Origin of the sequence: Corynebacterium kroppenstedtii DSM 44385 (assembly GCF_000023145.1) — a bacterium.
Lineage (GTDB): Bacteria > Actinomycetota > Actinomycetes > Mycobacteriales > Mycobacteriaceae > Corynebacterium > Corynebacterium kroppenstedtii.
Map to the genome: position 1 here is coordinate 405751 of NC_012704.1, position 22270 is coordinate 428020.

The window sequence follows — 22270 nt, forward strand, 5'->3', positions numbered from 1 at the left end:
ACGCAGTACGCGGGTACCCTCATGCTCTATGACCACCAAGGAAGGGCACATGGAGGAACAAGCCACGCAAGAAAACGCAGCGGAGCAAATAAGTGCACAGCGCGCGAGTTCAGCCCGTCAGGGTGTTGAGGCCAACCAGGCTGACGAGGCGTGGAAAACTATGCGATGCTCAGACTTTGGCAACGAAGCTCTCCCCGGCACGGCCAAATCCATGAGGCTTTTCCTGGCGGTTGAATATCTCAAAGGGTGGGGCCGGGACATTATGGATGACGATGTCTTGGGAAACCTCACCGCGCCCCTCAAGAAAGTCCTTAAAGACAATGGCGCATCAATGCAGTTCATCAGAAAACCCGGCAGAGCTGGGCAATTCCGCGACGAAAGAAAACTCTATATAGCCAGAACAGACCAAGGCACCTGCTTTACCACGCGCATCTCCGGCGTCGAAGACCTCCTGCACCTGGATATCCAAGCCCTTGCCGACGGCACATGGGGGAGAAGCGAACTTCCCGCCCGGCCCGTTGAACGCGTTAACCACCCGATCATGCTTGTCTGCACGCATGGGAAAAGGGACCGCTGTTGTGCAATTAAAGGACGACCCCTCGCAGCGGGGATGCAGACGTGCTTCTTCGGTGATGAAGTGTGGGAGACATCGCACTCCAAAGGACACCGCTTTGCGCCCACCATGATCCTGCTGCCCTGGGGATACTCCTACGGGCGGATTCCCACAGGTCAAGCCATCGACGCTGTGAAAACAAGTGCGCAAGGACACATGTACCTCACCGGCTTGCGTGGTCGCGGATGCTGGGATGCGCCAGGACAAACCGCCGAAATCGCCGTCGCGCAAAAACTCGGAGCGCACACAGTTCCCGTCGGCAGTCTCGTCGTCAAAGAAACGACAGAACAGGAACAAGAAAGAGCAGAAAAAGAAATAGCGGCCCGCGACCGCACATCGTCCAGAACCAATTCCGACGACCACCACCCAAAAACAGCGTGGCGAACCGTCGAAACATCACGTGGAGACACGTGGGTTGTTCACCTGGAGCAGGTGTCCGCTGGAGACGTCATGGCTTCGTGTGGAAAACCCCCGAAACATGGAAAAACCTGGGTGGCACACCATGTCACCCAGGTCTAGATCCTCGCGCTAAGCGCTATCGGCGCATGACCAGCCGCGCGAGCGTGTTACCAATCAACTGGGCGAATTGCACCAGCACGATGATAATCACCGTCGCCACCAAAGTGACGTTCCAGTCGAACGCACGGTAACCATAGGTGATGGCGAAGTCACCCAAACCGCCACCGCCGATGTAGCCAGCCATCGCGGACATATCGACAATCGCGATAAAGATGAACGTGTAACCCAAAATCAACGGGCCCAAAGCCTCACGGATCACCACGCTCCACAAAATCTTCAGAGGCGACGCACCCATCGCACGGGCAGCCTCAACAACGCCAGGATCAACACTCACCAGGTTCTGCTCCACAATGCGGGCCACCGCAAACGTTGCAGCAATCACCATGACGAACGTAGCCGCCTCCGTGCCGATCGTCGTCCCCATCACAGCCTTCGTCAGAGGACCAGCCGCCGCAATCAAAATGATGAACGGTATCGGGCGAATAATGTTCACCAAAATATTCAGCGTCCAGTACAAAGGCTTATTAGCCAACACACCAGACGACCTCGACGCATACAGCAACACGCCGATGATCAGGCCAAACAAGCCACCCAGAAGGATCGTCCACCCGACCATCCACAGCGTCGTCCAAAACGCTGTGATCATCGTGGGCTTCAGATTGTCCCAGTCCGTCGTCCCCGCAGCAAGAACGAGATCGCGCGCCACGGCGCTGTGAGCCACAGCATTGTGAATTGATGCGCCCACGCCAGCCAGGGCGTCGGCAGTATGTAACGCTACGCTGACCATTAGTTGATCTCCTCACACTCGGTTAACTCGGCAAGACGGGCAACAACATCCTTGACGCCGTCCTCTGGCCCGGTCAGCTTCACTGTCAACCGTCCAAACGAATGCTCCTGGATATTATTCACAGCCCCATGCACAAACCCGACGGTCACATTCCGCTCGGTAGCCAGGGCAAACGCCGAACTCAGATCGCGCGCATCGTCGACACGAACCGTGATCAGCCGCTCACGCGGATTATCGGCAACTTCCGTAAGCAGTGAATCACGCTCGCGGCCCTCCGGAGTATCGCGAAGAGCAGTCGCGACGAACCGCTCAGTCACTTCCTCACGCGGATTCGAGAAAATCTCGTGCACCGGCCCATATTCGACAACCTTGCCCTTTTCCATCACAGCCACGCGGTCCGCAATCGAACGAACAACTTCCATTTCGTGAGTAATCACAACAATGGTGATCCCGAGCTCCCGGTTCACCTTGTGCAGCAAATCCAGAACATCCTGAGTCGTTTCCGGATCCAGTGCCGACGTTGCCTCGTCGGCAAGAAGAAGCGAAGGATCGGTTGCCAACGAACGGGCAATGCCCACGCGCTGCTTCTGACCACCCGATAGCTGGTCAGGATAGTTTTTGCCCTTATCGCCCAATCCGACGAAGTCCAGCAATTCCTTCACACGCTTCGAGCGCTGAGACCGCGGCACCTTGGCCAGCGCTAGGGGGTACGCCACATTCGCGGCAGCCGTGCGGGAATTCATCAGGTTGAACTGCTGGAAAATCATGCCGATGTTCTTGCGCAGGCCACGGAGTTTTCGCTCCGGCAAATCGGTGATCGTGGTGCTACCCAGCGTGACCGACCCCGAGGTGGGCCGATCCAAACCGTTAATCATGCGAACCAGCGTGGATTTACCTGCGCCGGAATACCCGATAACGCCCAGGATCTCGCCCGGCTCGACGGTGAGCGAAATCCCGTTGAGCGCGTGAGTGTCGCGTTTGCCCTGCTTGAACGTCTTGGTGACATCGCGGAACTCCACCCGGGTGCCGTGATCCGTCGGGCGGTCATCAAAAGTGAGTGTGGAGCTGCCGGAAGTCGGCTGGGTAGACGTTGACCCGGTAGACGTTGGTTGGGTGGAATTCTCTGTTGGAATCGATGCCATTAGGATTCCTCCCGTGTTTTCTTTTCAGTATCTTTCAAAATATCCTCTAGTTGATTAGCGGGGAGATCAACAGATACGGACGTACCCTTGGTGTCCTCCGCATTCGCCTTTTGTACGGCGTCGCTGTGCCACGCTTTCACCAATTTCTTGATGTTTTCGTCATTCTTCTTTTCAGGTCGAGTGGCGAGAACGTTGATATATGGCTTTGCATTTTCAGCTTTGGGATCATCAGCGGCGATGGCCGTCTTCGGATCAATTCCCGCACGAAGGAGATACGTGTTATTGACGACGGCGGGCGTTCCCTCACCCCACGCTGTAGCCGTTTGAGCAGCGTCGACAGGCGTTACGCTGACCTTCGACTGTGATTGATCGATGTCCGCTGGGGTGGGGTTCAAAAGGCCCGTTTTCTTCAGCGTCACCAAGTGCTGTGCTTCGAGAAGGTTAATAGCGCGACCCTGGTTCGTGCTGTCATTGGGAATAGCGATCGACGTTCCGTCTTTAAGATCATTAATGTCTGTATGACCCTTATAGAACAAAGCGAGCGGAACAATTTCTGTCGAACCAACGGGAACGAGATCCGAATTAGATTCGACGTTATACGACGCCAAGAATTTAATGTGTTGGAATAGATTCACGTCCAAGACGCCCTCGCTGAGCGCGGTATTCGGCGTGTTGTAATCCGAGAAGTCCTGGACGTCCAAGTGGACGCCTTCTTTCTCAGCTTCTTGACGGAAAGCTGTCCATGCCGTTTTCGACGAATCGGTCGTACCAATGGTCACGGTGTTAGACCCGCCGCCGCTTTCTCCCGGCGGATGGCACGCGGTGACGCCGGTCAGTGTGAGCCCGGACGCCAGAATGAGCGCGCTGAGACGCCGTAATGATGTGACCATGATCGTTGTGTCCCTTCATTCATGTGGTTGTCGTAATGATGTGATTGTCAGTCGAGTCTCTAAAGCGCTGCGTCTAACTCGTGGCCACAGCGGTGAGGCCAGACAAGGCTGGCCATGCTCGGACGGTGGAGATGAGCTCACGTGAACCGATACCCCAACGGCCAAAATCATAGACCAAGCTGTCTAATTGTCGAGACTCATTCTGCCTTCTTGTGAAGAGATATAAAAATTTGGGCCTAATGAGCGAGGTGACAAGCCATGTTGCGACGGAATTATGACCGATTTACGACGGGGGGTGATGGGGTAGCGACGCAATAGCCGACAGGAAATTGGCGGGGTGAAGGGTGGGGTAGTGTGCGAAAAATAGGGCGCTGCCAGGCAATGTCTTGGATGTGACGGATCGTGCTAGCGATAATCGAACACGCGTACTAATCTATCGCTATGGATTGGGTGACGGCTCGAGGTTCGATGAATGGCAGGCCACTGTCGTGGTCGCGGCTGGAGCGTATCTTATCAGGAACAGATACGGAGCCCATTTCTTCCTCGGACCCCTCACAAAATGCCACGTCATCGGGTGTTTCTCCGGCGCGGTCGGGTACGGCGACGATGGTCTCTCATCGGGACGAGAGCTCTCGTCCTGGAGTTGACCACCGCGATCATATTCCTTTTGCTGAACTGCACGCATGTTCGGCATATTCATTTCTCCGTGGAGCGTCGTCGCCCGCAGAGATGGTGGACTCGGCTGCCGAATTAGGCCTCGAAGCGCTCGCGTTGGTGGATCGTGACGGGGTGTATGGCGCGGTTCAGTTCGCGGAGGCTGCCGCCGATTCCGGAATCGCCACCATCTTCGGCGCGGAGCTGACATTGACGCCGTCTGTTTCCTCATCCCAGCCTGCGTCGTCGAAAAATGAAAGAATTTTAACGGTGCTCTGCCGTGGTGCGGAGGGGTATCGACGCCTGTCACGCGTGATTTCCGACGCCCACATGTGTACGGGCGAGAAGAATGAGGTGCGCTATCCGTCTCTTGACGAACTGGCCCGGCGCGGTGGTGACCACTGGATTATCCTGGCGGACTATTCATGGACGCCCTACCTCGATGAGCTCGTGGAGCATTTCCCTCGGGTTGTTGTGGAGCTCGACCGGCTGCTCGTGCCCGATGATGCCGACCGTCATGAAGAACAGTTGGAGGCCGCTGAACAGCTGGGTCTAGCGGCGGTGTATTCCTCCGCGGCCACTGCGGCGCGGCCAAAAAGTGGGCGTCTAGCAGGGGCGAAAACAGCGCTGAGGTATCGGAAAGATGTTGAGGATGCGGAGCCGTACACGCATCCCATCGGCGGGACATACTTGCGCAGTGGGGCCGAAATGTTCGACGCCGACTATCCGGAACTCACGGCGAATACGCTTGCCGTGGCCCGTGACTGTGCCTTCACGCTGACCACCATTGCGCCGGAGCTTCCTGATTGGCCGGTCCCGGAAGGGTATACCGAAATTACCTGGCTAGAGCACATGGTGGAGAAGCGAGGCGCTGTGCGTTATGGCTCGCGGGAGGATAATCATGCAGCGTGGGCGCAAATTGATCACGAGCTCAACGTGATTGGGGGCTTGAATTTTCCGGGGTACTTCCTCATCGTGACGGATCTGGTCGACTTTTGCCGCCGGGCCAATATCCTGGCGCAGGGGAGAGGTTCGTCGGCCAACTCGGCGGTGTGTTTTGCCCTGGGGATTACCAATGTTGATCCCGTTGCTGCTGATCTTCTCTTTGAGCGCTTCCTCAGCCCAGAAAGGGAAGGGCCCCCGGATATTGACCTGGACATTGAGTCGGGCCGTCGGGAAGAAGTGATCCAGTATTGCTACAACAAGTACGGCAGAGAAAACGCTGCTCAGGTGGCTAATGTCATTACTTACCGACGACGGGGAGCCCTTCGCGATGCAGCCCGCGCTCTGGGGTATTCGTCTGGCCGCATCGACGCATGGGTGCGTGGCCTGGACGACGTCCCCAACGATGTAGTCACCCTTGCCGATCAACTCCGCGGGCAACCCCGCCACCTGAGCATCCACTCGGGTGGGATGGTGATCTGTGACCGCCCCATTGCCGACGTTGTCCCCGTCGAGTGGGCACGAATGGAGAACCGCTCCATCATCCAGTGGGACAAAGACGACGCCGCCAGCGGAGGCCTCGTCAAATTTGATCTCCTCGGGCTCGGCATGTTGGAAGCCATCCACCATGCCATCGACCAAGTCCGCGACCATCGCGGACGAACAGTGAACCTGTGGCAACTCGGGCTCGATGATCCCGAGGTGTACGCCATGCTCGCCCGCGCCGACGCTGTGGGCGTATTCCAAGTGGAATCCCGCGCCCAAATGTCCGCCCTGCCCAGACTCAAGCCACGCGAGTTCTACGATCTCGTCGTCCAGGTTGCCCTCATTCGCCCAGGTCCCATCCAAGGCGGGTCGGTCCACCCCTACATTCGACGTCGAAACGGTGAGGAAGCGGTCACCTTTGACCACCCCTGCCTCAAGGACGCGCTAGCAAAAACGCTGGGAGTCCCGCTGTTTCAGGAACAGGTCATGAGGGTTGCTGTTGACGCCGCAGGATTCACGCCCGTCGAGGCCGACGCCCTCCGGCGTGCCATGGGGGCGAAGCGCTCTGCCAAGAAAATGGAGCAGCTCCACGAACGCTTCGCCCGCGGCTGCCGTGAGAAACACGGCATGGATGAGGCCACCATCACCACGCTGTGGAAGAAAATCATTGCCTTCGCCGCCTACGGTTTCCCCGAATCCCACGCACAATCCTTCGCGTCGATCGTCTACTTCTCCGCGTGGTTCAAGCGCTACTACCCGGCGGAATTCTGCGTCGCCCTCCTCCGCGCCCAGCCCATGGGGTTTTACTCCCCACAGTCGCTCATTGCCGACGCCCGACGCCACGGCGTCGAGATCCTCCCCATCGACGTCAACCACTCCGACGTAGAGGCCAACGCCATCGACAACCCTGACCTGGAACCCGGCGCCCCCAACAGTCTGAGACTGGGGCTCGACGCTGTGAAGGGCCTCGGCGCCCGTGGGGCGAAAGCCGTCGTTCAGGCGCGCGCAGATGGCGGCCCCTTTACACGAATCGCGGATCTATCGCGCCGGGCGGGAATCAGTGTGTCCCAGGTGGAGGCGCTGGCTACCGCAGGTGCGCTCCGCAGCATGGGGATCGACCGGCGTGAAGGCCTGTGGGCTGCAGGAATTGCGGCCCATGAACGGCCAGGCATGCTCCCCGGGATGAGTGAAATCTCGATACCGTCTCTACCAGGGATGAGCGCGTTTGAACTTGCCGCGGCGGACATCGCATCGACGGGCATCACAGCCGATATCCACCCCGTCGAACTACTGAGAAAACACCTGGACAATGCGGGGATCATATCCATTAGGCAGCTGGCGTCGTGCGAAGACTCCACCCGCGTGACCGTCGCGGGGACAGTCACACACCGTCAACGGCCAGGAACCGCAGGAGGCGTGGTTTTCCTCGGCCTGGAAGACGAAACAGGCCTTGCGAACATCACAGTGTCCCCCGGGTGCTGGACGCGCTACAGAACGGTGGCCCAAACATCACGCATGGTCGCTATACGGGGAATCGTCCACAACGCAGCCGGGGCTGTTGCTGTCGTGGCAGACCGCATCGACTCTCTGGACACCACACTGGGAGGAGCAGCCCTTGCCGGACCATCACGAGATTTCCGGTGACCGCCTATACGCCCCGGGCAAGCACTACTACGCCCACCTATACGCCCTGGTAGCCGAGCTGGCGCCACGCTTCGTAAGCACCCACCGCCGCCGCGTTCGACAAATTCATCGACCGGCGCCCGGGAAGCATAGGGATCCGCACGTGGCTCGTAATCCGGGGATCGGCCAACGCCTCCGCACTCAGGCCGGTCGGTTCACAACCGAAAAGGAGCACATCGCCCCACTGGTAGGGCACAGTGTCTACGCGCACCGACGTATGCGACGTGAACGCATAGACCTTCGGCCCATCCGGCGCCCCCGCGCCCAACGTCGTTAAACACTCGTCCAAGCTGGGGTGAATAGTCACGTCTACCAAGTCGTGATAGTCCAGCCCGGCTCGTCGTAAATTCTTTTCCTCCAAATTGAACCCCAGCGGTTCGCACAAATGCAGATGCGCCCCTACACCTGCGCACATGCGGATCGCATTGCCAGTGTTCGGAGGTATCACCGGCTGGTCAAACACAACATGAAGGGGAGGGTTGGGGTTGCGGATCGTGTCCTCGCCCAGCGCACGCGCTATCCCATGGGCCCGATCATGCACCGACTTAAGATCGCGCACCGAATTCACATCAGCTTCACTCATCATGGATTACCGTACTCACCCTCGATCCACTGATTCCCGCTGCCACCGCGCCGAACTCGCTAACGTGCTCACTGCCGCTTAGCTAGCCGTAGCACCACCGTCGATAGACAAGCTAGAGCCGGTAATCAGGCGCGCATAGTCGGAGCACAACCAAATGATTTGTGCAGCGACTTCATCCACCGTCGCCATTTCCTTGATCGAATTACGGTTCAGCAGCACTTTCTCTACGACTTCATCTTCGGGGAGCCAATGCAGCGCAGCCTGCTGCCGGATCTGCTTCTGAACCTGCGCAGTCCTCGTAAAACCGGGGTTCACACAATTCGCGGTCACACCATGAGGCCCACCCTCAATCGCCGTAACCTTCGTCAAACCCTCCAAGCCATGCATCGCGGACGTGTAGGCCACACGCCCTTCCGACCCGCGGAGCCCATGCACGCTACACACATTCACAATGCGCCCCCACTCTTCCTCGTACATGTGGGGGAGCGCCGCCCGAGTCAGCAAAAACGGTGCCGTCAACATGGTGTCGATAATCCGATCCCAGTCCGCTGGTTCGTAATCCTCAATATGGGCAATCACCTGCGAACCTGCACAGTTGACCAAAATATCGCAGTCCAGAGTCATCTCGGCCAGGAGTTCGTGGTCGCGCAAATCCACATCCCACACTTCCGCGGAACCACCGAGCTCATGGATATCATCCACCGTTCCATCGGTATCCTGACCAATTAAATCAGCGACGATGACGTGCGCACCCGACGCCGCCAACGCCCCCGCCGCAGCCGCACCAATCCCGCCGGCACCCCCAGTGACGACGGCGGTACGTCCACTTAAATCGACAGAAATAAAACCATGCGGTTCAGTTTCGACGACGCTCTGGCCGGCGTTTGATTTCACATTCAACGATGATGCGGTGACGCTCTGATCCTGGCGCGCGCCCGTGGTGTCGGTGGTGTTCGCGGTGGCCTCGGCGCGGTCGAAATGTGATCCTTGCGTCTCGCTCGTCGAGGAGGTCGGGGTAGAAGCGCTATCGGTGTCTGCTGAGCCGTCGGTGCCTGCTGAGCTATCCGTACCTTCCGCGCCGCCGGAGCCTCCTAAGCCTTCCGAGTCGTCGGGGCGAGGCGAAGCAGATTTCTTCCGAATCATGATGATGTGTCTCCTACGTGGTGTTGTCGATTATTAATTGTGCGCGCTGGAGCGCGATCGTTATGTTGGGCTACTTTAGCCAGCGCCATGCAACCCCGCAGCCGCCGTCGCAGTAAGTTCGAGCGGGGGTGTCGCCGATCGTGCGCAATTTCGGCCTCATATCGCTATGTTCGCTCCCGGCGTACGCGCATCCGAACCCCCGTCGAAAAGGTCTTTGAACTGCATAAACAAGCCTGCAGCAGTATGTCTGATGTCCCATTTTCGACGTTTTGGGCCGAGTAATCTTCCTCAAGGGGAAGTTCATGTCCGGCCCAGCCGTTACAGTGGTGTGAAACCATAAGTCGCTGGTGTGTCTGTTACCCCGTTCGGTGAGCATCCACCGTCCCGGAGAGAAGAACCCAACGGCCGGACAACACTTATTTTTCAACGCGAAGGACAGTACATGTTTGAGAGGTTTACAGACCGCGCCCGTCGTGTGGTTGTGCTCGCCCAGGAAGAAGCTAGGGCATTAAATCACAATTACATCGGTACGGAGCACATTCTGCTCGGCCTCATCCGCGAGGGTGAGGGTGTCGCTGCGAAAGCTCTCGAGTCGATGGGAATTTCCCGCGAGGCTGTCCGCAGCGAAGTAGAAGACATCATTGGCGAGGGATCACAGCCGCCCAGCGGTTACATCCCCTTTACCCCGCGCGCGAAGAAAGTCCTGGAGCTTTCGCTGCGTGAGGCTCTGCAGTTAGGCCACAAGTACATCGGCACGGAGCACATTCTGCTCGGCCTCATCCGCGAGGGTGAAGGCGTCGCCGCGCAGGTGCTCGTCAAATTAGGGGCAGATCTCCCGCGCGTCCGCCAGCAAGTTATCCAGCTGCTCTCGGGCTACGAAGGCCAGGGCGACGAGTCTCAGGAGCCGGGAACGAGTGAGCCCGCCGGAGCTGGTGTCGGTTCGGCCACGTTAGGGCGTTCGTCCAATAACGAGTCGGGGCGCAAGTCCAACTCGCTGGTCCTTGACCAGTTCGGCCGGAACCTCACCCAGGCCGCGAAGGATGGCAAGCTCGATCCGGTCGTCGGCCGTGAAAAAGAGATCGAGCGCATTATGCAGGTCCTCAGCCGCCGGACCAAGAACAACCCGGTCCTGATCGGCGAGCCTGGCGTTGGTAAAACCGCCGTCGTCGAGGGGCTTGCTCTGGACATTGTCAATGGCAAGGTCCCGGAGATTTTGAAGGACAAGCAGCTGTATTCCCTGGATATGGGCTCGCTGGTTGCTGGTTCTCGTTACCGCGGTGACTTCGAGGAGCGTCTGAAGAAGGTTCTGAAGGAAATTAACCAGCGCGGCGACATCATCCTCTTTATCGACGAGATCCACACCATTGTTGGTGCGGGTGCCGCCGAAGGCGCCATCGATGCCGCGTCGCTGTTGAAGCCGAAGCTGGCCCGCGGGGAGCTCCAGACCATCGGTGCCACGACGCTGGATGAGTACCGGAAGCACATCGAAAAAGATGCCGCCTTGGAGCGTCGTTTCCAGCCTGTTCAGGTTCCGGAGCCGTCCGTCGAGCTGTCGGTCGAGATTCTGAAGGGCCTGCGCCCGAAGTATGAGGCACACCACCATGTTTCCATTACCGACGCTGCCCTCGTCGCGGCTGCGTCGCTGTCTGACCGCTACATCAACGATCGTTTCTTGCCGGATAAGGCCGTTGACCTTATCGATGAGGCTGGTGCGCGGATGCGCATCAAGCGGATGACCGCGCCGGAGTCTCTCCGCAAGGTCGACGAGAAGATCGCGAAGATTCGTAAGCAAAAAGAAGCGGCTATTGACGATCAGGACTTCGAAAAAGCCGCTGGCCTGCGCGATCAGGAGCGGAAGCTCGGCGAAGAGCGCGAGGAGAAAGAACGTCAGTGGCGTTCCGGTGAACTGGAAGACGTTGCCGAAGTCGGTGAGGAACAGATCGCGGAGGTCCTGGCGAACTGGACCGGCATCCCCGTGTTCAAGCTCACCGAGGAAGAATCCGACCGTTTGCTGCACATGGAGGAAGAGCTCCACAAGCGCATCATCGGCCAGGAAGACGCAGTCAAGTCCGTCTCCCGTGCTATCCGACGCACCCGTGCCGGCCTGAAGGACCCGCGTCGTCCGTCCGGCTCGTTCATCTTCGCTGGCCCGTCCGGCGTCGGCAAGACCGAGCTGTCGAAGGCATTGGCGGAATTCCTTTTCGGGGAAGACGATGCCCTCATCCAGATTGACATGTCCGAGTTCCACGACAAGTTCACCGCGTCGCGTCTCTTCGGTGCCCCTCCGGGGTACGTCGGCTACGAAGAGGGCGGCCAGCTGACCGAGAAGGTCCGCCGCAAGCCGTTCTCCGTGGTGCTCTTCGACGAGATTGAGAAGGCCAATAACGAGATTTATAACACGCTGTTGCAGGTCTTGGAAGATGGCCGGCTCACCGACGGTCAGGGTCGCGTGGTCGACTTCAAGAACACCGTTCTGATCTTCACCTCGAACCTCGGTACCGGGGATATCTCGAAGGCCGTGGGCATGGGCTTCTCTGGGGTCGGCGAGACTGACGAAGAAGGCCGCTACGAGCGGATGAAGTCGAAGGTCAACGACGAACTCAAGAAGCACTTCCGCCCCGAGTTCCTCAACCGTATCGACGACATCGTCGTGTTCCACCAGCTCACCCAGGATCAGATCATCCAGATGGTCGACCTGCTGGTGAACCGCGTGGGCATCGCCTTGCGCGCCAAGGACATGGACATCGAGCTCACTGACAAGGCCAAGAAGCTCCTGGCGAAGCGCGGATTCGATCCCGTCCTGGGTGCCCGCCCGCTGCGTCGCACCATTCAGCGCGAGATCGAGGATCAGCTCTCGGAGAAGATCCTCTACGGCGAAGTTGCCGCCGGTGAACTGGTCACCGTGGATGTTGAGAACTGGGACGGCGAAGGCAAGGGCGACGATGCCAAGTTCACGTTCTCCACGTCGACGAAGCCGGGTGCCGTGATGGGCGAGGGCGAGTCCAGCCTGGAAGAGCGCAAGGAGGATGCGGACGACTCCTCCGACGAGGCCGACCAGATCGTGCCGATGGAGTACTCCTCCAACGCCTCATCGGGTAGTGGCCCCGACGCTGGCACCTCCGGGTCCGGAGCCGCCCAGCCCGAATCTGAGTAAGCGGGGCTACCGGGGGAGCCCTAGCTTTCCATCAGTATCCACAACGAGCCCATCAACCAGCAGCGATTGAAGGGCTCGGTGGAGCTGTTCTTCATCTTTCGACGCGTGCGCGATCGCGTCCCTTTCAACGGGGCCAGTCGCGTCACGCAAAACCTTCATGATCGCCCCGCGGACTTGCCGATCCGTACCCTCAAACTTCTGAACGCGTCGCGCCACAGCAGACCGTTCCGATTCAGTGGGTTCCGGGCAGCCCGCCAGGCGCCACGCACATGTGCGAACAAGGGGGCACTGCTCGCAGCGCGCTACCCGCGACGTACACACCAGCGCGCCGAGCTCCATGATCGACGCCGAAAACACGGCAGAGCGCTCCACATCCGTCAGCTGCTCATTGCTCAGATGCCCGAGCCCGATGCCAGGACCGTCGAAAAGAGTCCCGGCCTCTACCGGAACCTCGGGTATCCCAGCCTTCTCCCGAATGTGCTGCACAATCGCGCCCACCGACGAGCCGGCTTGTTCCTCCGACACCGGCATCAGCGCCCGCATATCATCCAAATCCGCACGCCGCGCCGGGCCCTGCAAATACTTCCCGTGGACAGCGCGCGCCATCACGCGTCGGATATTCGTATCCACCACAGGCACCGCCCACCCGTAAGCAAAACAGGCCACCGCCCGCGCGGTGTACTCACCAATGCCGGGCAAATCGAGCAGCTCATCCACCGTGGCAGGAACCGCACCAGAATGCTTATCGACGATCGTCCGTGCGCACTCGTGAAGACGGAGCGCCCGACGAGGGTAGCCCAGACGACCCCACGCGCGGAGGACCTCGTCACGCCCGGCGCGGGCGAAATCGGCTGGTGTCGGCCAACGGTCCATCCATTCGCGCCACGCAGGTTCGACGCGGGAGACCGGCGTTTGTTGGCTCATGACCTCGCTGAGGAGAACTCCCCACGCGGAGCACCCGGGCTCGCGCCAGGGGAGATGGCGGCCCGCCAGGATAAACCAGTCGTTGAGTTCGTCGACAAGAAAGGGTTCTGAATGGCCAGTAGACATTGCGAATGATTGTAGTGCTGTGGCGAGTGAGTTGCTGCGGGCGGTCACGGGGCTGAGTACGGTTATTGGGTGACGCCCCTGATCACATTGCCCCGGTGGTGACCCGCGTGTCTGTGTGCCCCTGATGACGCGCGCCGGTGAATGAGCAGAGGTGCAGAGGTAGAGCCACCCATGACGAGTGTGGCAACCAGCCAACCAGTATGTGGACTTTTCATCCGGAGGATTCTCATGACGACATCAGCACCCGGCTCCGACCCGCAGCCCACTCCTAGTACGAACGCGGACCCTGGTACGCCAGCGAACTCTAGTGCGCGTGCGGACGATCGCACCCCACAGGCTGTGCTCCAGCAGTTGCTGGACGGCAACGACCGCTTCGTGCAGGGCAAGGCGCTGCGCCCGCACCAGGATCGCGACCGGCTGTCCAGCCTGACCCAGGGGCAGGCCCCGAAAGCCGTGGTTCTGGCGTGCTCGGACTCCCGTGTGCCCGTCGAATTGCTCTTTGACCAGGGGTTTGGCGATGTCTTCGTAATCCGCACGGCCGGCGAGATCGTGGACATGTCCGTGCTGGCCTCGCTCGAGTTCGCGGTGGAGGGCCTCGGTGTCTCACTGGTCGTGGTCCTCGGGCACGAGAGCTGCGGCGCGGTCAAGGCAGCCTCGGAGGCCATGTCCCAGGGTGCCGTTCCGGAATCCTTCCAGCGCGTGCTGGTGGAGAAAGTCGCCCCATCGGTCATGGTCGCCCGCTCTGAGGGGCACACCACCACCGATGACTACGAAAAACAACATGTGCGGTCCATTGTTGATCACGTGGTCGGTCGGAGCCCCGAAATCACAGCAAAGCTTGCCGACGGCACCGTCGGCGTTGTTGGTCTCCGGTATTTACTGGAAAACGGCCAGGTCGAGGCGGTGACCGCGCGCGGCGTCGCGATGCCATAAAACACAGCGGACCGGGTGCACAAAACCACTCACCGACGAACTCCCAGCCCTCACGTGAGGTGACACGCCGTCCGGTTTCCGGCGGGGCAGCGGGAGTTCCCGTTAATCTAGTCACGTGAGCGCTCAAGGTAACTACAATGGTCTTCCACATCCACCCGAGATCTATCGACGGCGGAGAATCGCCGCCGTCGTCATCGTGGTTGTTGTCATCGCGTTGTTGTGGTGGATCATTTCGGCCTTGAGCGGAGGCGGAGACTCGTCGTCAACCGCGACGGAATCCAGCGTCACGACGACTACCACTAAGTCCACGAAACCGACGTCGTCGTCGCGCTCGTCGGAAAGCACACGTCCCTCGTCGGAATCTGAAAATCCTGATGAGTCCGAGTCGGAGGATCCCGACGCGTCAGAGGAGCCCTCGGTAGCGCCCGACGCGAAAGACACGTGCGATGTCAACGACCTGCAGATTGAGGCGCGTACGGATGCAGATTCCTACGATCCGGGGCAGATGCCACGCTTCTACTTGATCGCGCATAATCCCACCAAGGGGTCTTGCCATGTGGACCTGGCAAAGGCTCCGATGAAGTTTGAGGTCTACAACCTCGAGACGAATGAGCGCGTCTGGTCCGACGTAGACTGCAACAACCCGGCAGCAACGGGTGCGTTGGATATCGGTGCTGGTCAGACGAAGAATTACATGCTGAGCTGGTCCCGGACGACGTCCGCGCCGGGTGAGTGCTCGGATCGTGTCGCCGTGCCGAGTGGTTCGTACTACCTGCACACCTTGATTGGGGATCAGCACTCAGAGCCGACGACGTTTAACCTGACGTAGCAGCAGCGTGGCGGCGTGTAGCCGCCCGACCGTGACAGCGACAGAGCAGCACAAGAAAGCCCCGGAGCAGTTCCCTGTGAACTAGCCTCCGGGGCTTCGGTCTACCTGGCTGCGCTTTAGCTCTCAGTCAGCTATTAATTGCTGAACTCGTCCTTCAAAACGCCTTCCTTGTCACGGTAGGTCTGGCCAGCTTCCGGAACGGACGCGGCGACCGGCGCCTTCATGGAAACCTCACCGTTATCCAGGGTGAAGGTGACATTAACGGCGGTCCCTGGCGTGGGTGTGCCGTCGAAACTGGTGTGAACGTAGCTGACGCAGTTAATGCGCGCTTCGCCGTTGGGATCAGCCTTGGCGCCCTCTGACGCGGAGCTGTTGGTGTGCACATCGTTAGCACCCATGGCCTCGATGGCCTTTTCGTTATTGCCGACGATCTGGCACTGCGGCTTCAGATCCTTGTTGCCGTCGACTTTAACCTCTTGGCCATCGACGCTAATACGCTGGAGCTGGCGCTCAGTGTTGGTGGGGTCGACGTTGGAAATGGCGAAGGCGACGGCTCCGCCGTGGTCGTCGGTCTTGGGCTGGACGGTCACATCGCGCAGCGTGATGTTGTTGTCCTCAGCATTGGCTGCTCCCCCGTCGACGGCGGGGACTTGGTTGGCGGTTTGGGAAATTTGGCCCGCGCCGCATGCACTGAGGGCCAGTGCGGAACCGGCAGCGACAATGGCAATGCCGGAACGTAGGGAAGCCGACTTCAACGACATTTTGTCCTCCATAGGAAGCTGTGGGGCAGCCACGTATTCGTCTTATTTTGCGTCAGGGTTTTCTGTTCAGCGCACAGAATTTAATTATTACATTAACGCGACGTGTCTGTTTCCACATAGTCTTGTGACATTCGTCGTGGCTAATCAGGGGGTAGTGCTATGATAGACGCGCTGAAACGTCAATTTTTCACACAGCTTTACCTGTCCGCACGCGGTGGGCGTGCGCGGCGGATCTGAAGGGACTCATGGAATTCAACATTGGGGATACCGTCGTTTACCCGCATCATGGTGCTGCCGTCATTGAAAAGAAAGAGCAGCGCCAGATTAAAGGTGAGACTGTCGATTATTTGGTCCTGAAGGTTCACCAGGGGGACTTAACGGTCCGCGTGCCGGAAAAGAACGCGGAGTCTGTCGGTGTTCGCGATGTTGTCGGGGAAGAGGGGCTCCTCAAGGTTTTCAGCGTTCTCCGCGAAACCGACGTTGAAGAGGCCGGTAACTGGTCCCGACGGTACAAGGCGAACCAGGAGCGCCTGGCATCGGGCGATGTGAACAAGGTTGCGGAGGTTGTCCGCGACTTGTGGCGTCGCGACCAAGACCGCGGCCTTTCCGCTGGTGAGAAGCGCATGTTGGCGAAGGCTCGCCAGGTGTTGGTGGGTGAGCTCGCTCTTGCCGACGGCACCGACGACGCCAAGGCCGACGCGATGTACCAGGAGGCCCAGGAGGCTATTGCTCGGCACCGCGCCAAGTTGTTGGGGGAGGACGAGGACTCGACGAAGAAGCCGGGCCCCTCGGACGATTCCGACATTATCGACTTGGACGAGGACGTCGAGGATTAGTTTTTCGCTAGGTCACGCTCCGAACCGATAAGCTGGGGGCGTGACTTTACGTATTTTCGATTCCGCGTCCCGTCAGTTACGTGATTTTGTTCCCCTCCGCGAGGGGCGTGCGTCGGTGTATTTGTGTGGTGCGACGGTGCAGTCGGCGCCGCATATTGGCCACCTGCGTTCGGGCGTGGCTTTTGATATTTTGCGTAATTGGCTGACCTACATGGGCCTTGATGTGGCGTTCATCCGGAACGTCACTGATATCGATGACAAGATTTTGAACAAGGCCGCGGAGCATAATCGCCCCTGGTGGGAATGGGCTGCGACTTATGAGCGCGAGTTCCAGTGGGCCTACGACCAGTTGGGTGTGACGCCACCGTCGTTGGAACCTCATGCGACGGGGCATGTTCCTGAAATGATCGAGTACATGCAGCGGATTATCGATGCTGGCCATGGCTACGCTGTGGACGGAAATGTGTACTTGAGCCCGATGTCGTTGCCTGATTATGGTTCCCTGTCTGGCCAGAAGCTCGACGAGATGGATCAGGGTGAATCCGCGGGCACGGGTAAGCGTGATCCGCGTGACTTCACGTTGTGGAAGGCTGCGAAGCCGGGGGAGCCGAGTTGGGATACTCCGTGGGGCCGTGGCCGTCCGGGGTGGCACTTGGAGTGCACGACGATGGCGACGAAGTACTTGGGCGCGGAGTTTGATATTCACGCCGGTGGCCTGGATTTGAAGTTTCCGCACCACGAGAACGAGATCGCTCAGGCGCATGCTGCGGGTGATGGATTCGCCCGCTATTGGATGCATAACGGCTGGGTGACCATGGCTGGCGAGAAGATGTCGAAGTCCTTGGGCAACGTGCTGTCCGTGCCTAACCTTCTTCAGATCGTCCGGCCGGTTGAACTGCGTTATTACTTGGGGTCCGCGCATTATCGCTCCATGTTGGAGTTCTCCGAGGACGCTCTGCGTGAGGCGGCCGCAGGGTATCGGCGACTGGAGAAGTTCGTTCATGCGGCGTCGAGTGTGGCGGGCAAGAACGACCGCACCTTGGGCCGCTCCGAGGTCACGGACGCGTTCACCGACGCGATGAATGATGACATTGGCGTTCCGGCCGCGTTGGCTGAGGTACACAAGGTTGTTCGTTCGTCTAATTCGCGGCTGGATGCGGCTCGTCGTGGCGATAGTGATGCCGTCGAGAGCGTGGTCTCTGCCGGTGAGCAGGTCCGTGCCATGCTTGGTGTGCTGGGCGTCGATCCGCTCGACGAGAAGTGGCAGGAGATTGCCGCGGAGTCCGGTGCGGAACATGACGCGTTGGATACGTTGGTTCGCGCAGAATTGGATATCCGTGCGAAAGCTCGCGCTGAGAAAGACTGGGCGACGGCCGATGCAGTGCGCGATCGGTTGGCGGCCGCAGGCATTGTTGTGACCGATACGCCCTCTGGGGCCGAGTGGGAGCTGTCGGAGCAGTAGGATCGTCGGGCGCTGAATAGTTCGGGCCCCGAACACGACGGGGCCTGGAGTGCATAGGCAGCTGGGGATATAAGGAGGATTAATGGCAGGTCATTCGCGGAACCATGGCGCTATTCGTAAATCGAATAAGAAGGGTGCGACGAAGGGTTCTGGTGGTCAGCGACGCCGCGGCTTGCGTGGCAAGGGGCCGACGCCGAAGGCTGAAGACCGCGTGTACCACAAGGCGCACAAGCGGAAGGTTGAGCAGCAGCGGAAGGCATCCGGGCGTCACGATCGGCGCAATTTGCATGGTTCGGAGCTTGTTGTTGGCCGCAACCCGGTTGTGGAATGCCTGCGGGCGAAGGTTTCGGCGACGGCTTTATACGTTGCGGAGGGCACCGATAATGATGACCGCCTGACTGAGGCAGTGCGTGTTGCTGGTGATCGCGCGATCACTGTACTGGAGGTCCCGCGTATTGAGCTGGACCGGATGACCGGCAACGGGATGCATCAGGGCCTCGGGTTGCTGGTTCCGGAATACCAGTATGTCGACGTTCAGGATTTGATTGATCGTGCCCACGCGTCATCGTCGACGGGGTTGATTGTGTGCCTGGACAACATCACGGATCCGCGGAATTTGGGTGCCGTGATTCGTTCGGTGGCTGCCTTTGGTGGTCACGGTGTGGTCATCCCGGAGCGCCGGAGTGCGTCTGTGACGGCGGTGGCGTGGAGGACCTCGGCGGGCACGGCCGCGCGCCTGCCCGTCGCGAAGGCGACGAATATGACTCGCGCGCTCAAGCAGTTCCAAAAAGAGGGCTATCAGGTCGTCGGTTTGGATGCTGGCGGGGACCATACTTTGGATACTTACGACGGGACGACGCCGGTCGTGGTGGTCGTCGGTTCCGAGGGTAAGGGCCTATCCCGTTTGGTTTCCGAGACGTGTGACACGATCATGTCGATCCCGATGGCGGACAATGTTGAGTCGCTCAACGCGTCCGTGGCCGCTGGTGTGGTGCTCAGCGAGTTCGCGCGGCAGCGTCGTGCGGTGAAGAAGGCTCGGGGCTGACGTTATCGGGACTGATGTCCTGCGAGCTGACGTCGTGATGTGAAGTCCCAGGCGTGGTTTCTCGCGGCGTAGTCTCTGAGCCGACGATAACGCGTTGCGTTCGCCAGCCAATCAGTCGGCAGAACAGGTAGATTGCGAACGAAATCGTCGTGACGAACACGCTGACGGGAAGTCCGGGAGCCAGGGAGAGAACAAGCCCGCCCACCGCGGACACCTCGGCGAAGATCGTCGATAAGAGGACTGCTTTTCGTGGCGACGCTGTGACGTGAACAGCTGCCGCGCCGGGGGTGATGAGGAGGGACACGACGAGGAGCGCACCGACGATCTGCACCCCTTGCGCGGCGACGAGTCCGACGAGGGCGGCGAACACGATGCTGATCGTGCGTAGGGGAATGCCGCTGGCTGCGGCGACGTCGGGGTCGACGGACGCGAAGAGAAGGGGGCGCCACAGTACACCGAGTGTCGCGATGACGATGATGGTGATGGCTATGAGCATCCCCACAGCCGCGCCGGACACGCCCACGATCTGGCCGGTGAGCAGGGAGAACGCGTTGCTCGCTTTGCCGGGGTAGATGTAGATGAACAGGACAGAGAGCCCCATCCCGAAGGAGAGGATCACGCCGACAGTGCTGTCGGTATCGCGCATTCCGAGTACCGCGAGGGCGATGGCCGCCACGATCGATCCGACAACGGCGCCGGCACCGACATTAATCCCGGCGAGGAGTGCCGCCGACGCTCCCATGAGCGCGAGTTCCGATGTGCCGTGCACGGTGAATGACATGCGTCGCATCACGATGAGCGGTGCGATGAGCCCCGAAATGATCCCGAGGAGTGCGGCTGCCAGCAGCGCGTGGTGGACGAAGGGGTAGTGCAGGAGTTCGGTGGTGTCACTCCACCAGGTGTCCCAGGTGATCGTGGTATTGGGCATGAAGTGGTGCGCTCTCCTAAACGATGACGTGCCTAAACAATGATGAGTCTGCCGTTGACGTGAACGACGTCGACGTGGGTGCCGTACAGCTCGCTGAGGACGTCGGTCGTGATGACGTCGTCAATAGTGCCGATAGTGTGGCCATTCGGCGCAAGATATAGCACGCGGTCGGTGGCGTCGATCACGGGATTGATCGTATGCGTGACGAAAACGACGGCCGTGTTGTGGTCGCGGCGTTGCGCGTCGATAGTCCGGATCGCTTGCTTTTGTGCAGCGTAATCCAGGCTGAGCAGGGGTTCGTCGCACAGGAGGATATCGGGATGCGTTGCGATCGCGCTGGCTTGACGGATCAGCTGCTGTTGGCCGCCCGAGAGGTGGCCGATGCGTCGATTTGCCAGGTGCGCGGCGTCGACAGTGTTAAGAGCCTCGTCTATTTGGGCTGCTGGGAGCCGCCGACGGCGGAAAATACCGTGCCCACCGGATAGACCGACGATGTCCCGCGCGCGCAGTGGCAGCGTCGGGCTGAACATGCGCTGCTGGGGGATAAAACCGGTGGTCCCGTTGACATGGACTTGCCCTGAGGTCAGTTTTCGCGTCCCGGTGAGGGCGCCAAGGAGCGTGGATTTTCCGACGCCGTTGGGCCCGAGAACGGTGAGCCATTCGCCGGGGTTCAGCGTGAGGGACAGGTCGGTCCAGAGCGGCTCGATACTCGCTTTGCTTAGTTCGATGACGGGCCCGGTGGGACGGTCAGTAGTCCCGGTGGGGCGGTGAGTGGTGCGCGGGTTGTTCACGCGGTGGTCTTACTCCTTGCTGGCATCGTGGAGCCGTTGGACGGCCTCAGAGAAAAAGTCCAGGTAATGGGTGCCTTTTTCCGGTGTTTCGTAAATATCGACAACCGGGATTCCCGCCTTCTTGGCAGCGGAGACGAGGTCCTTGGACACACTATCTTCAGTTTGCGGATTATTAACCAGAATATCGACTTTCTTATCGTTGATGAGCGACGTGAACTCGGCAACATCAGCCGCGGACGGATCCGACTCCTTCAACGACGCACTGAGGTAGCCGTGGGGAGTCACATCCTCCATGGGAGATTCCTTAAGCAGGTACCCGGACACGGACTCGGTGCTCGCCACCTTCTTGGCTGGCAGTGCCTTGATCTTCTCATCAATAGCGTGGAGCTTGTCGCTGAAGTCCTTGGTCGACGCCTTGATATCGCCGTTCTTGTCATTCAGCGTGTCCGCAATCTTTGTTGCAAAGCTATTGACAGTGGCGACGTCGTACCACACGTGAGGGTTGGTGGGCAGGTCGGAACCATTGTCCGCGTGATCGTCTGCATCGTGATCGTGCGCGTCTTCGCTCTCGTGCTCGTGTGCGTCCGCGTCATGATCATGCGCGTCGTGGTCGTGTCCATCATGCTCGTCCCCGTCGTGATCATGCTCCTCCTGGGGAAGAGCAGTGATGACGGTCGCGTCGGAACTGGCATGCTCTGTCAGCCAGTTGTCGTACCCGGCCCCATTTCCGACGACGACGTCGGCATCCTTAATCTTCGCCATATCCTTGGCGGAAGGGTTGTAATCGTGGGGGTCCACGGAATCGCCCTCGATCAGGCCCGTGATCTTGACGTGGTCGTTATCCCCTGCGATGTCGTGGACGACGTCGGCCCACAGCGCGGTTGATGCAACGACATTCACGGTGTCCGACGAACCAGACGTCGTGGAGGAGTCGTCTGAGCAGGCCGTGAGTCCGCCCATTCCGGTAAGAAGCCCAGTGGCGAAAATGAATGCTAGTGCTGACCGTCGCCTATTTTTTATCGCTCGCATGTCCCCCAAT

The 22270-nt window shown here is 59.6% G+C and carries 18 protein-coding genes; 8 read left to right on the forward strand and 10 right to left on the reverse strand.

Annotated elements, in window-relative coordinates:
* The first annotated feature begins 28 nt into the window (after positions 1-28).
* Entirely contained in the window at positions 29-1132 is a 1104-nt protein-coding gene (locus CKROP_RS01570) for a ferredoxin family protein (protein ID WP_081429371.1), read from the forward strand.
* A 16-nt stretch (positions 1133-1148) separates the two neighbouring features.
* Here the strand turns inward: CKROP_RS01570 and CKROP_RS01575 are convergent, their stop codons facing one another.
* Genes CKROP_RS01575 through CKROP_RS01585 form a run of 3 tightly spaced genes read right to left on the reverse strand, consistent with a single transcriptional unit; the run spans position 1149 to position 3951 of the window.
* Positions 1149-1919, reverse strand: a complete 771-nt coding sequence (locus CKROP_RS01575; protein ID WP_012730998.1) for a methionine ABC transporter permease — start codon at positions 1917-1919, stop codon at positions 1149-1151.
* The gene (locus CKROP_RS01580; protein WP_012730999.1) at positions 1919-3061 is read right to left on the reverse strand and encodes a methionine ABC transporter ATP-binding protein; all 1143 of its coding nucleotides are present in this window, start codon (positions 3059-3061) and stop codon (positions 1919-1921) included. The genes CKROP_RS01575 and CKROP_RS01580 overlap by 1 nt, the downstream gene beginning before the upstream one ends.
* A complete protein-coding gene (locus tag CKROP_RS01585) occupies positions 3061-3951 on the reverse strand; it encodes a MetQ/NlpA family ABC transporter substrate-binding protein (RefSeq protein ID WP_012731000.1) in 891 nt (296 codons plus the stop codon). Before CKROP_RS01585 ends, CKROP_RS01580 begins: the two co-directional genes overlap by 1 nt.
* Before the next feature lie 441 nt (positions 3952-4392).
* Here CKROP_RS01585 and CKROP_RS01590 point away from each other — a divergent pair, with 441 nt between their 5' ends.
* Positions 4393-7677: an error-prone DNA polymerase gene (locus CKROP_RS01590; RefSeq protein ID WP_041628732.1), complete on the forward strand. Its 3285-nt coding sequence runs from the start codon at positions 4393-4395 to the stop codon at positions 7675-7677.
* Between the two features lie 37 nt (positions 7678-7714).
* Here the strand turns inward: CKROP_RS01590 and CKROP_RS01595 are convergent, their stop codons facing one another.
* Both CKROP_RS01595 and CKROP_RS01600 read right to left on the reverse strand, forming a co-directional pair.
* Entirely contained in the window at positions 7715-8302 is a 588-nt protein-coding gene (locus CKROP_RS01595) for a tRNA (cytidine(34)-2'-O)-methyltransferase (protein WP_012731002.1), read from the reverse strand.
* A 75-nt stretch (positions 8303-8377) separates the two neighbouring features.
* A complete protein-coding gene (locus CKROP_RS01600) occupies positions 8378-9142 on the reverse strand; it encodes an SDR family NAD(P)-dependent oxidoreductase (RefSeq protein ID WP_041629074.1) in 765 nt (254 codons plus the stop codon).
* 742 nt (positions 9143-9884) lie between these two features.
* On the opposite strand from CKROP_RS01600, the gene CKROP_RS01605 reads away from it, so the two are divergent.
* Positions 9885-12596, forward strand: a complete 2712-nt coding sequence (locus CKROP_RS01605) for an ATP-dependent Clp protease ATP-binding subunit (protein WP_012731004.1) — start codon at positions 9885-9887, stop codon at positions 12594-12596.
* Positions 12597-12602: 6 nt separating this feature from the next.
* Here CKROP_RS01605 and CKROP_RS11800 read toward each other — a convergent pair whose 3' ends face one another.
* Positions 12603-13646, reverse strand: a complete 1044-nt coding sequence (locus CKROP_RS11800; RefSeq protein ID WP_012731005.1) for an HhH-GPD family protein — start codon at positions 13644-13646, stop codon at positions 12603-12605.
* A 228-nt stretch (positions 13647-13874) separates the two neighbouring features.
* Here CKROP_RS11800 and CKROP_RS01615 point away from each other — a divergent pair, with 228 nt between their 5' ends.
* A complete protein-coding gene (locus CKROP_RS01615; protein ID WP_012731006.1) occupies positions 13875-14579 on the forward strand; it encodes a carbonic anhydrase in 705 nt (234 codons plus the stop codon).
* A gap of 115 nt (positions 14580-14694) precedes the next feature.
* Positions 14695-15408 (forward strand): hypothetical protein, encoded by a 714-nt coding sequence (locus CKROP_RS01620; RefSeq protein ID WP_012731007.1) that lies wholly within the window; start codon positions 14695-14697, stop codon positions 15406-15408.
* 134 nt (positions 15409-15542) lie between these two features.
* On the opposite strand, the gene CKROP_RS10515 is transcribed toward CKROP_RS01620, so the two are convergent.
* Positions 15543-16169: a hypothetical protein gene (locus CKROP_RS10515; RefSeq protein ID WP_012731008.1), complete on the reverse strand. Its 627-nt coding sequence runs from the start codon at positions 16167-16169 to the stop codon at positions 15543-15545.
* Positions 16170-16414: 245 nt separating this feature from the next.
* On the opposite strand from CKROP_RS10515, the gene CKROP_RS01630 reads away from it, so the two are divergent.
* The 3 genes from CKROP_RS01630 (at position 16415) to rlmB (ending at position 19512) form a co-directional block, all read left to right on the forward strand.
* Positions 16415-17005: a CarD family transcriptional regulator gene (locus CKROP_RS01630; RefSeq protein WP_012731009.1), complete on the forward strand. Its 591-nt coding sequence runs from the start codon at positions 16415-16417 to the stop codon at positions 17003-17005.
* 40 nt (positions 17006-17045) lie between these two features.
* The gene (cysS, locus tag CKROP_RS01635) at positions 17046-18467 is read left to right on the forward strand and encodes a cysteine--tRNA ligase (protein WP_012731010.1); all 1422 of its coding nucleotides are present in this window, start codon (positions 17046-17048) and stop codon (positions 18465-18467) included.
* An 82-nt stretch (positions 18468-18549) separates the two neighbouring features.
* A complete protein-coding gene (gene rlmB / locus CKROP_RS01640; protein ID WP_012731011.1) occupies positions 18550-19512 on the forward strand; it encodes a 23S rRNA (guanosine(2251)-2'-O)-methyltransferase RlmB in 963 nt (320 codons plus the stop codon).
* On the opposite strand, the gene CKROP_RS01645 is transcribed toward rlmB, so the two are convergent.
* From CKROP_RS01645 to CKROP_RS01655, 3 genes are read right to left on the reverse strand one after another with little or no spacing between them, the layout of a single operon-like run.
* The gene (locus tag CKROP_RS01645) at positions 19463-20440 is read right to left on the reverse strand and encodes a metal ABC transporter permease (protein ID WP_012731012.1); all 978 of its coding nucleotides are present in this window, start codon (positions 20438-20440) and stop codon (positions 19463-19465) included. The two genes, rlmB and CKROP_RS01645, sit on opposite strands and share 50 nt — an antisense overlap.
* Before the next feature lie 32 nt (positions 20441-20472).
* Positions 20473-21231 (reverse strand): metal ABC transporter ATP-binding protein, encoded by a 759-nt coding sequence (locus tag CKROP_RS01650; RefSeq protein WP_012731013.1) that lies wholly within the window; start codon positions 21229-21231, stop codon positions 20473-20475.
* A gap of 9 nt (positions 21232-21240) precedes the next feature.
* Complete coding sequence (locus CKROP_RS01655; RefSeq protein WP_012731014.1) at positions 21241-22260, reverse strand: metal ABC transporter solute-binding protein, Zn/Mn family; 1020 nt, start codon at positions 22258-22260, stop codon at positions 21241-21243.
* Between the last annotated feature and the right edge of the window lie 10 nt (positions 22261-22270).

Bases quoted from the DNA above. Each gene is read 5' to 3' on its own strand.
- CKROP_RS01575 (WP_012730998.1), bottom strand. From the start codon at position 1,919: ATGGTCAGCGTAGCGTTACATACTGCCGACGCCCTGGCTGGCGTGGGC.
- CKROP_RS01605 (WP_012731004.1), top strand. From the start codon at position 9,885: ATGTTTGAGAGGTTTACAGACCGCGCCCGTCGTGTGGTTGTGCTCGCC.
- CKROP_RS01580 (WP_012730999.1), bottom strand. From the start codon at position 3,061: ATGGCATCGATTCCAACAGAGAATTCCACCCAACCAACGTCTACCGGG.
- CKROP_RS10515 (WP_012731008.1), bottom strand. From the start codon at position 16,169: ATGTCGTTGAAGTCGGCTTCCCTACGTTCCGGCATTGCCATTGTCGCT.
- CKROP_RS01615 (WP_012731006.1), top strand. From the start codon at position 13,875: ATGACGACATCAGCACCCGGCTCCGACCCGCAGCCCACTCCTAGTACG.
- CKROP_RS01590 (WP_041628732.1), top strand. From the start codon at position 4,393: ATGGATTGGGTGACGGCTCGAGGTTCGATGAATGGCAGGCCACTGTCG.
- CKROP_RS01655 (WP_012731014.1), bottom strand. From the start codon at position 22,260: ATGCGAGCGATAAAAAATAGGCGACGGTCAGCACTAGCATTCATTTTC.
- CKROP_RS01570 (WP_081429371.1), top strand. From the start codon at position 29: ATGACCACCAAGGAAGGGCACATGGAGGAACAAGCCACGCAAGAAAAC.
- CKROP_RS01645 (WP_012731012.1), bottom strand. From the start codon at position 20,440: ATGCCCAATACCACGATCACCTGGGACACCTGGTGGAGTGACACCACC.
- CKROP_RS01595 (WP_012731002.1), bottom strand. From the start codon at position 8,302: ATGATGAGTGAAGCTGATGTGAATTCGGTGCGCGATCTTAAGTCGGTG.
- CKROP_RS01585 (WP_012731000.1), bottom strand. From the start codon at position 3,951: ATGGTCACATCATTACGGCGTCTCAGCGCGCTCATTCTGGCGTCCGGG.
- CKROP_RS01630 (WP_012731009.1), top strand. From the start codon at position 16,415: ATGGAATTCAACATTGGGGATACCGTCGTTTACCCGCATCATGGTGCT.
- CKROP_RS11800 (WP_012731005.1), bottom strand. From the start codon at position 13,646: ATGTCTACTGGCCATTCAGAACCCTTTCTTGTCGACGAACTCAACGAC.
- rlmB (WP_012731011.1), top strand. From the start codon at position 18,550: ATGGCAGGTCATTCGCGGAACCATGGCGCTATTCGTAAATCGAATAAG.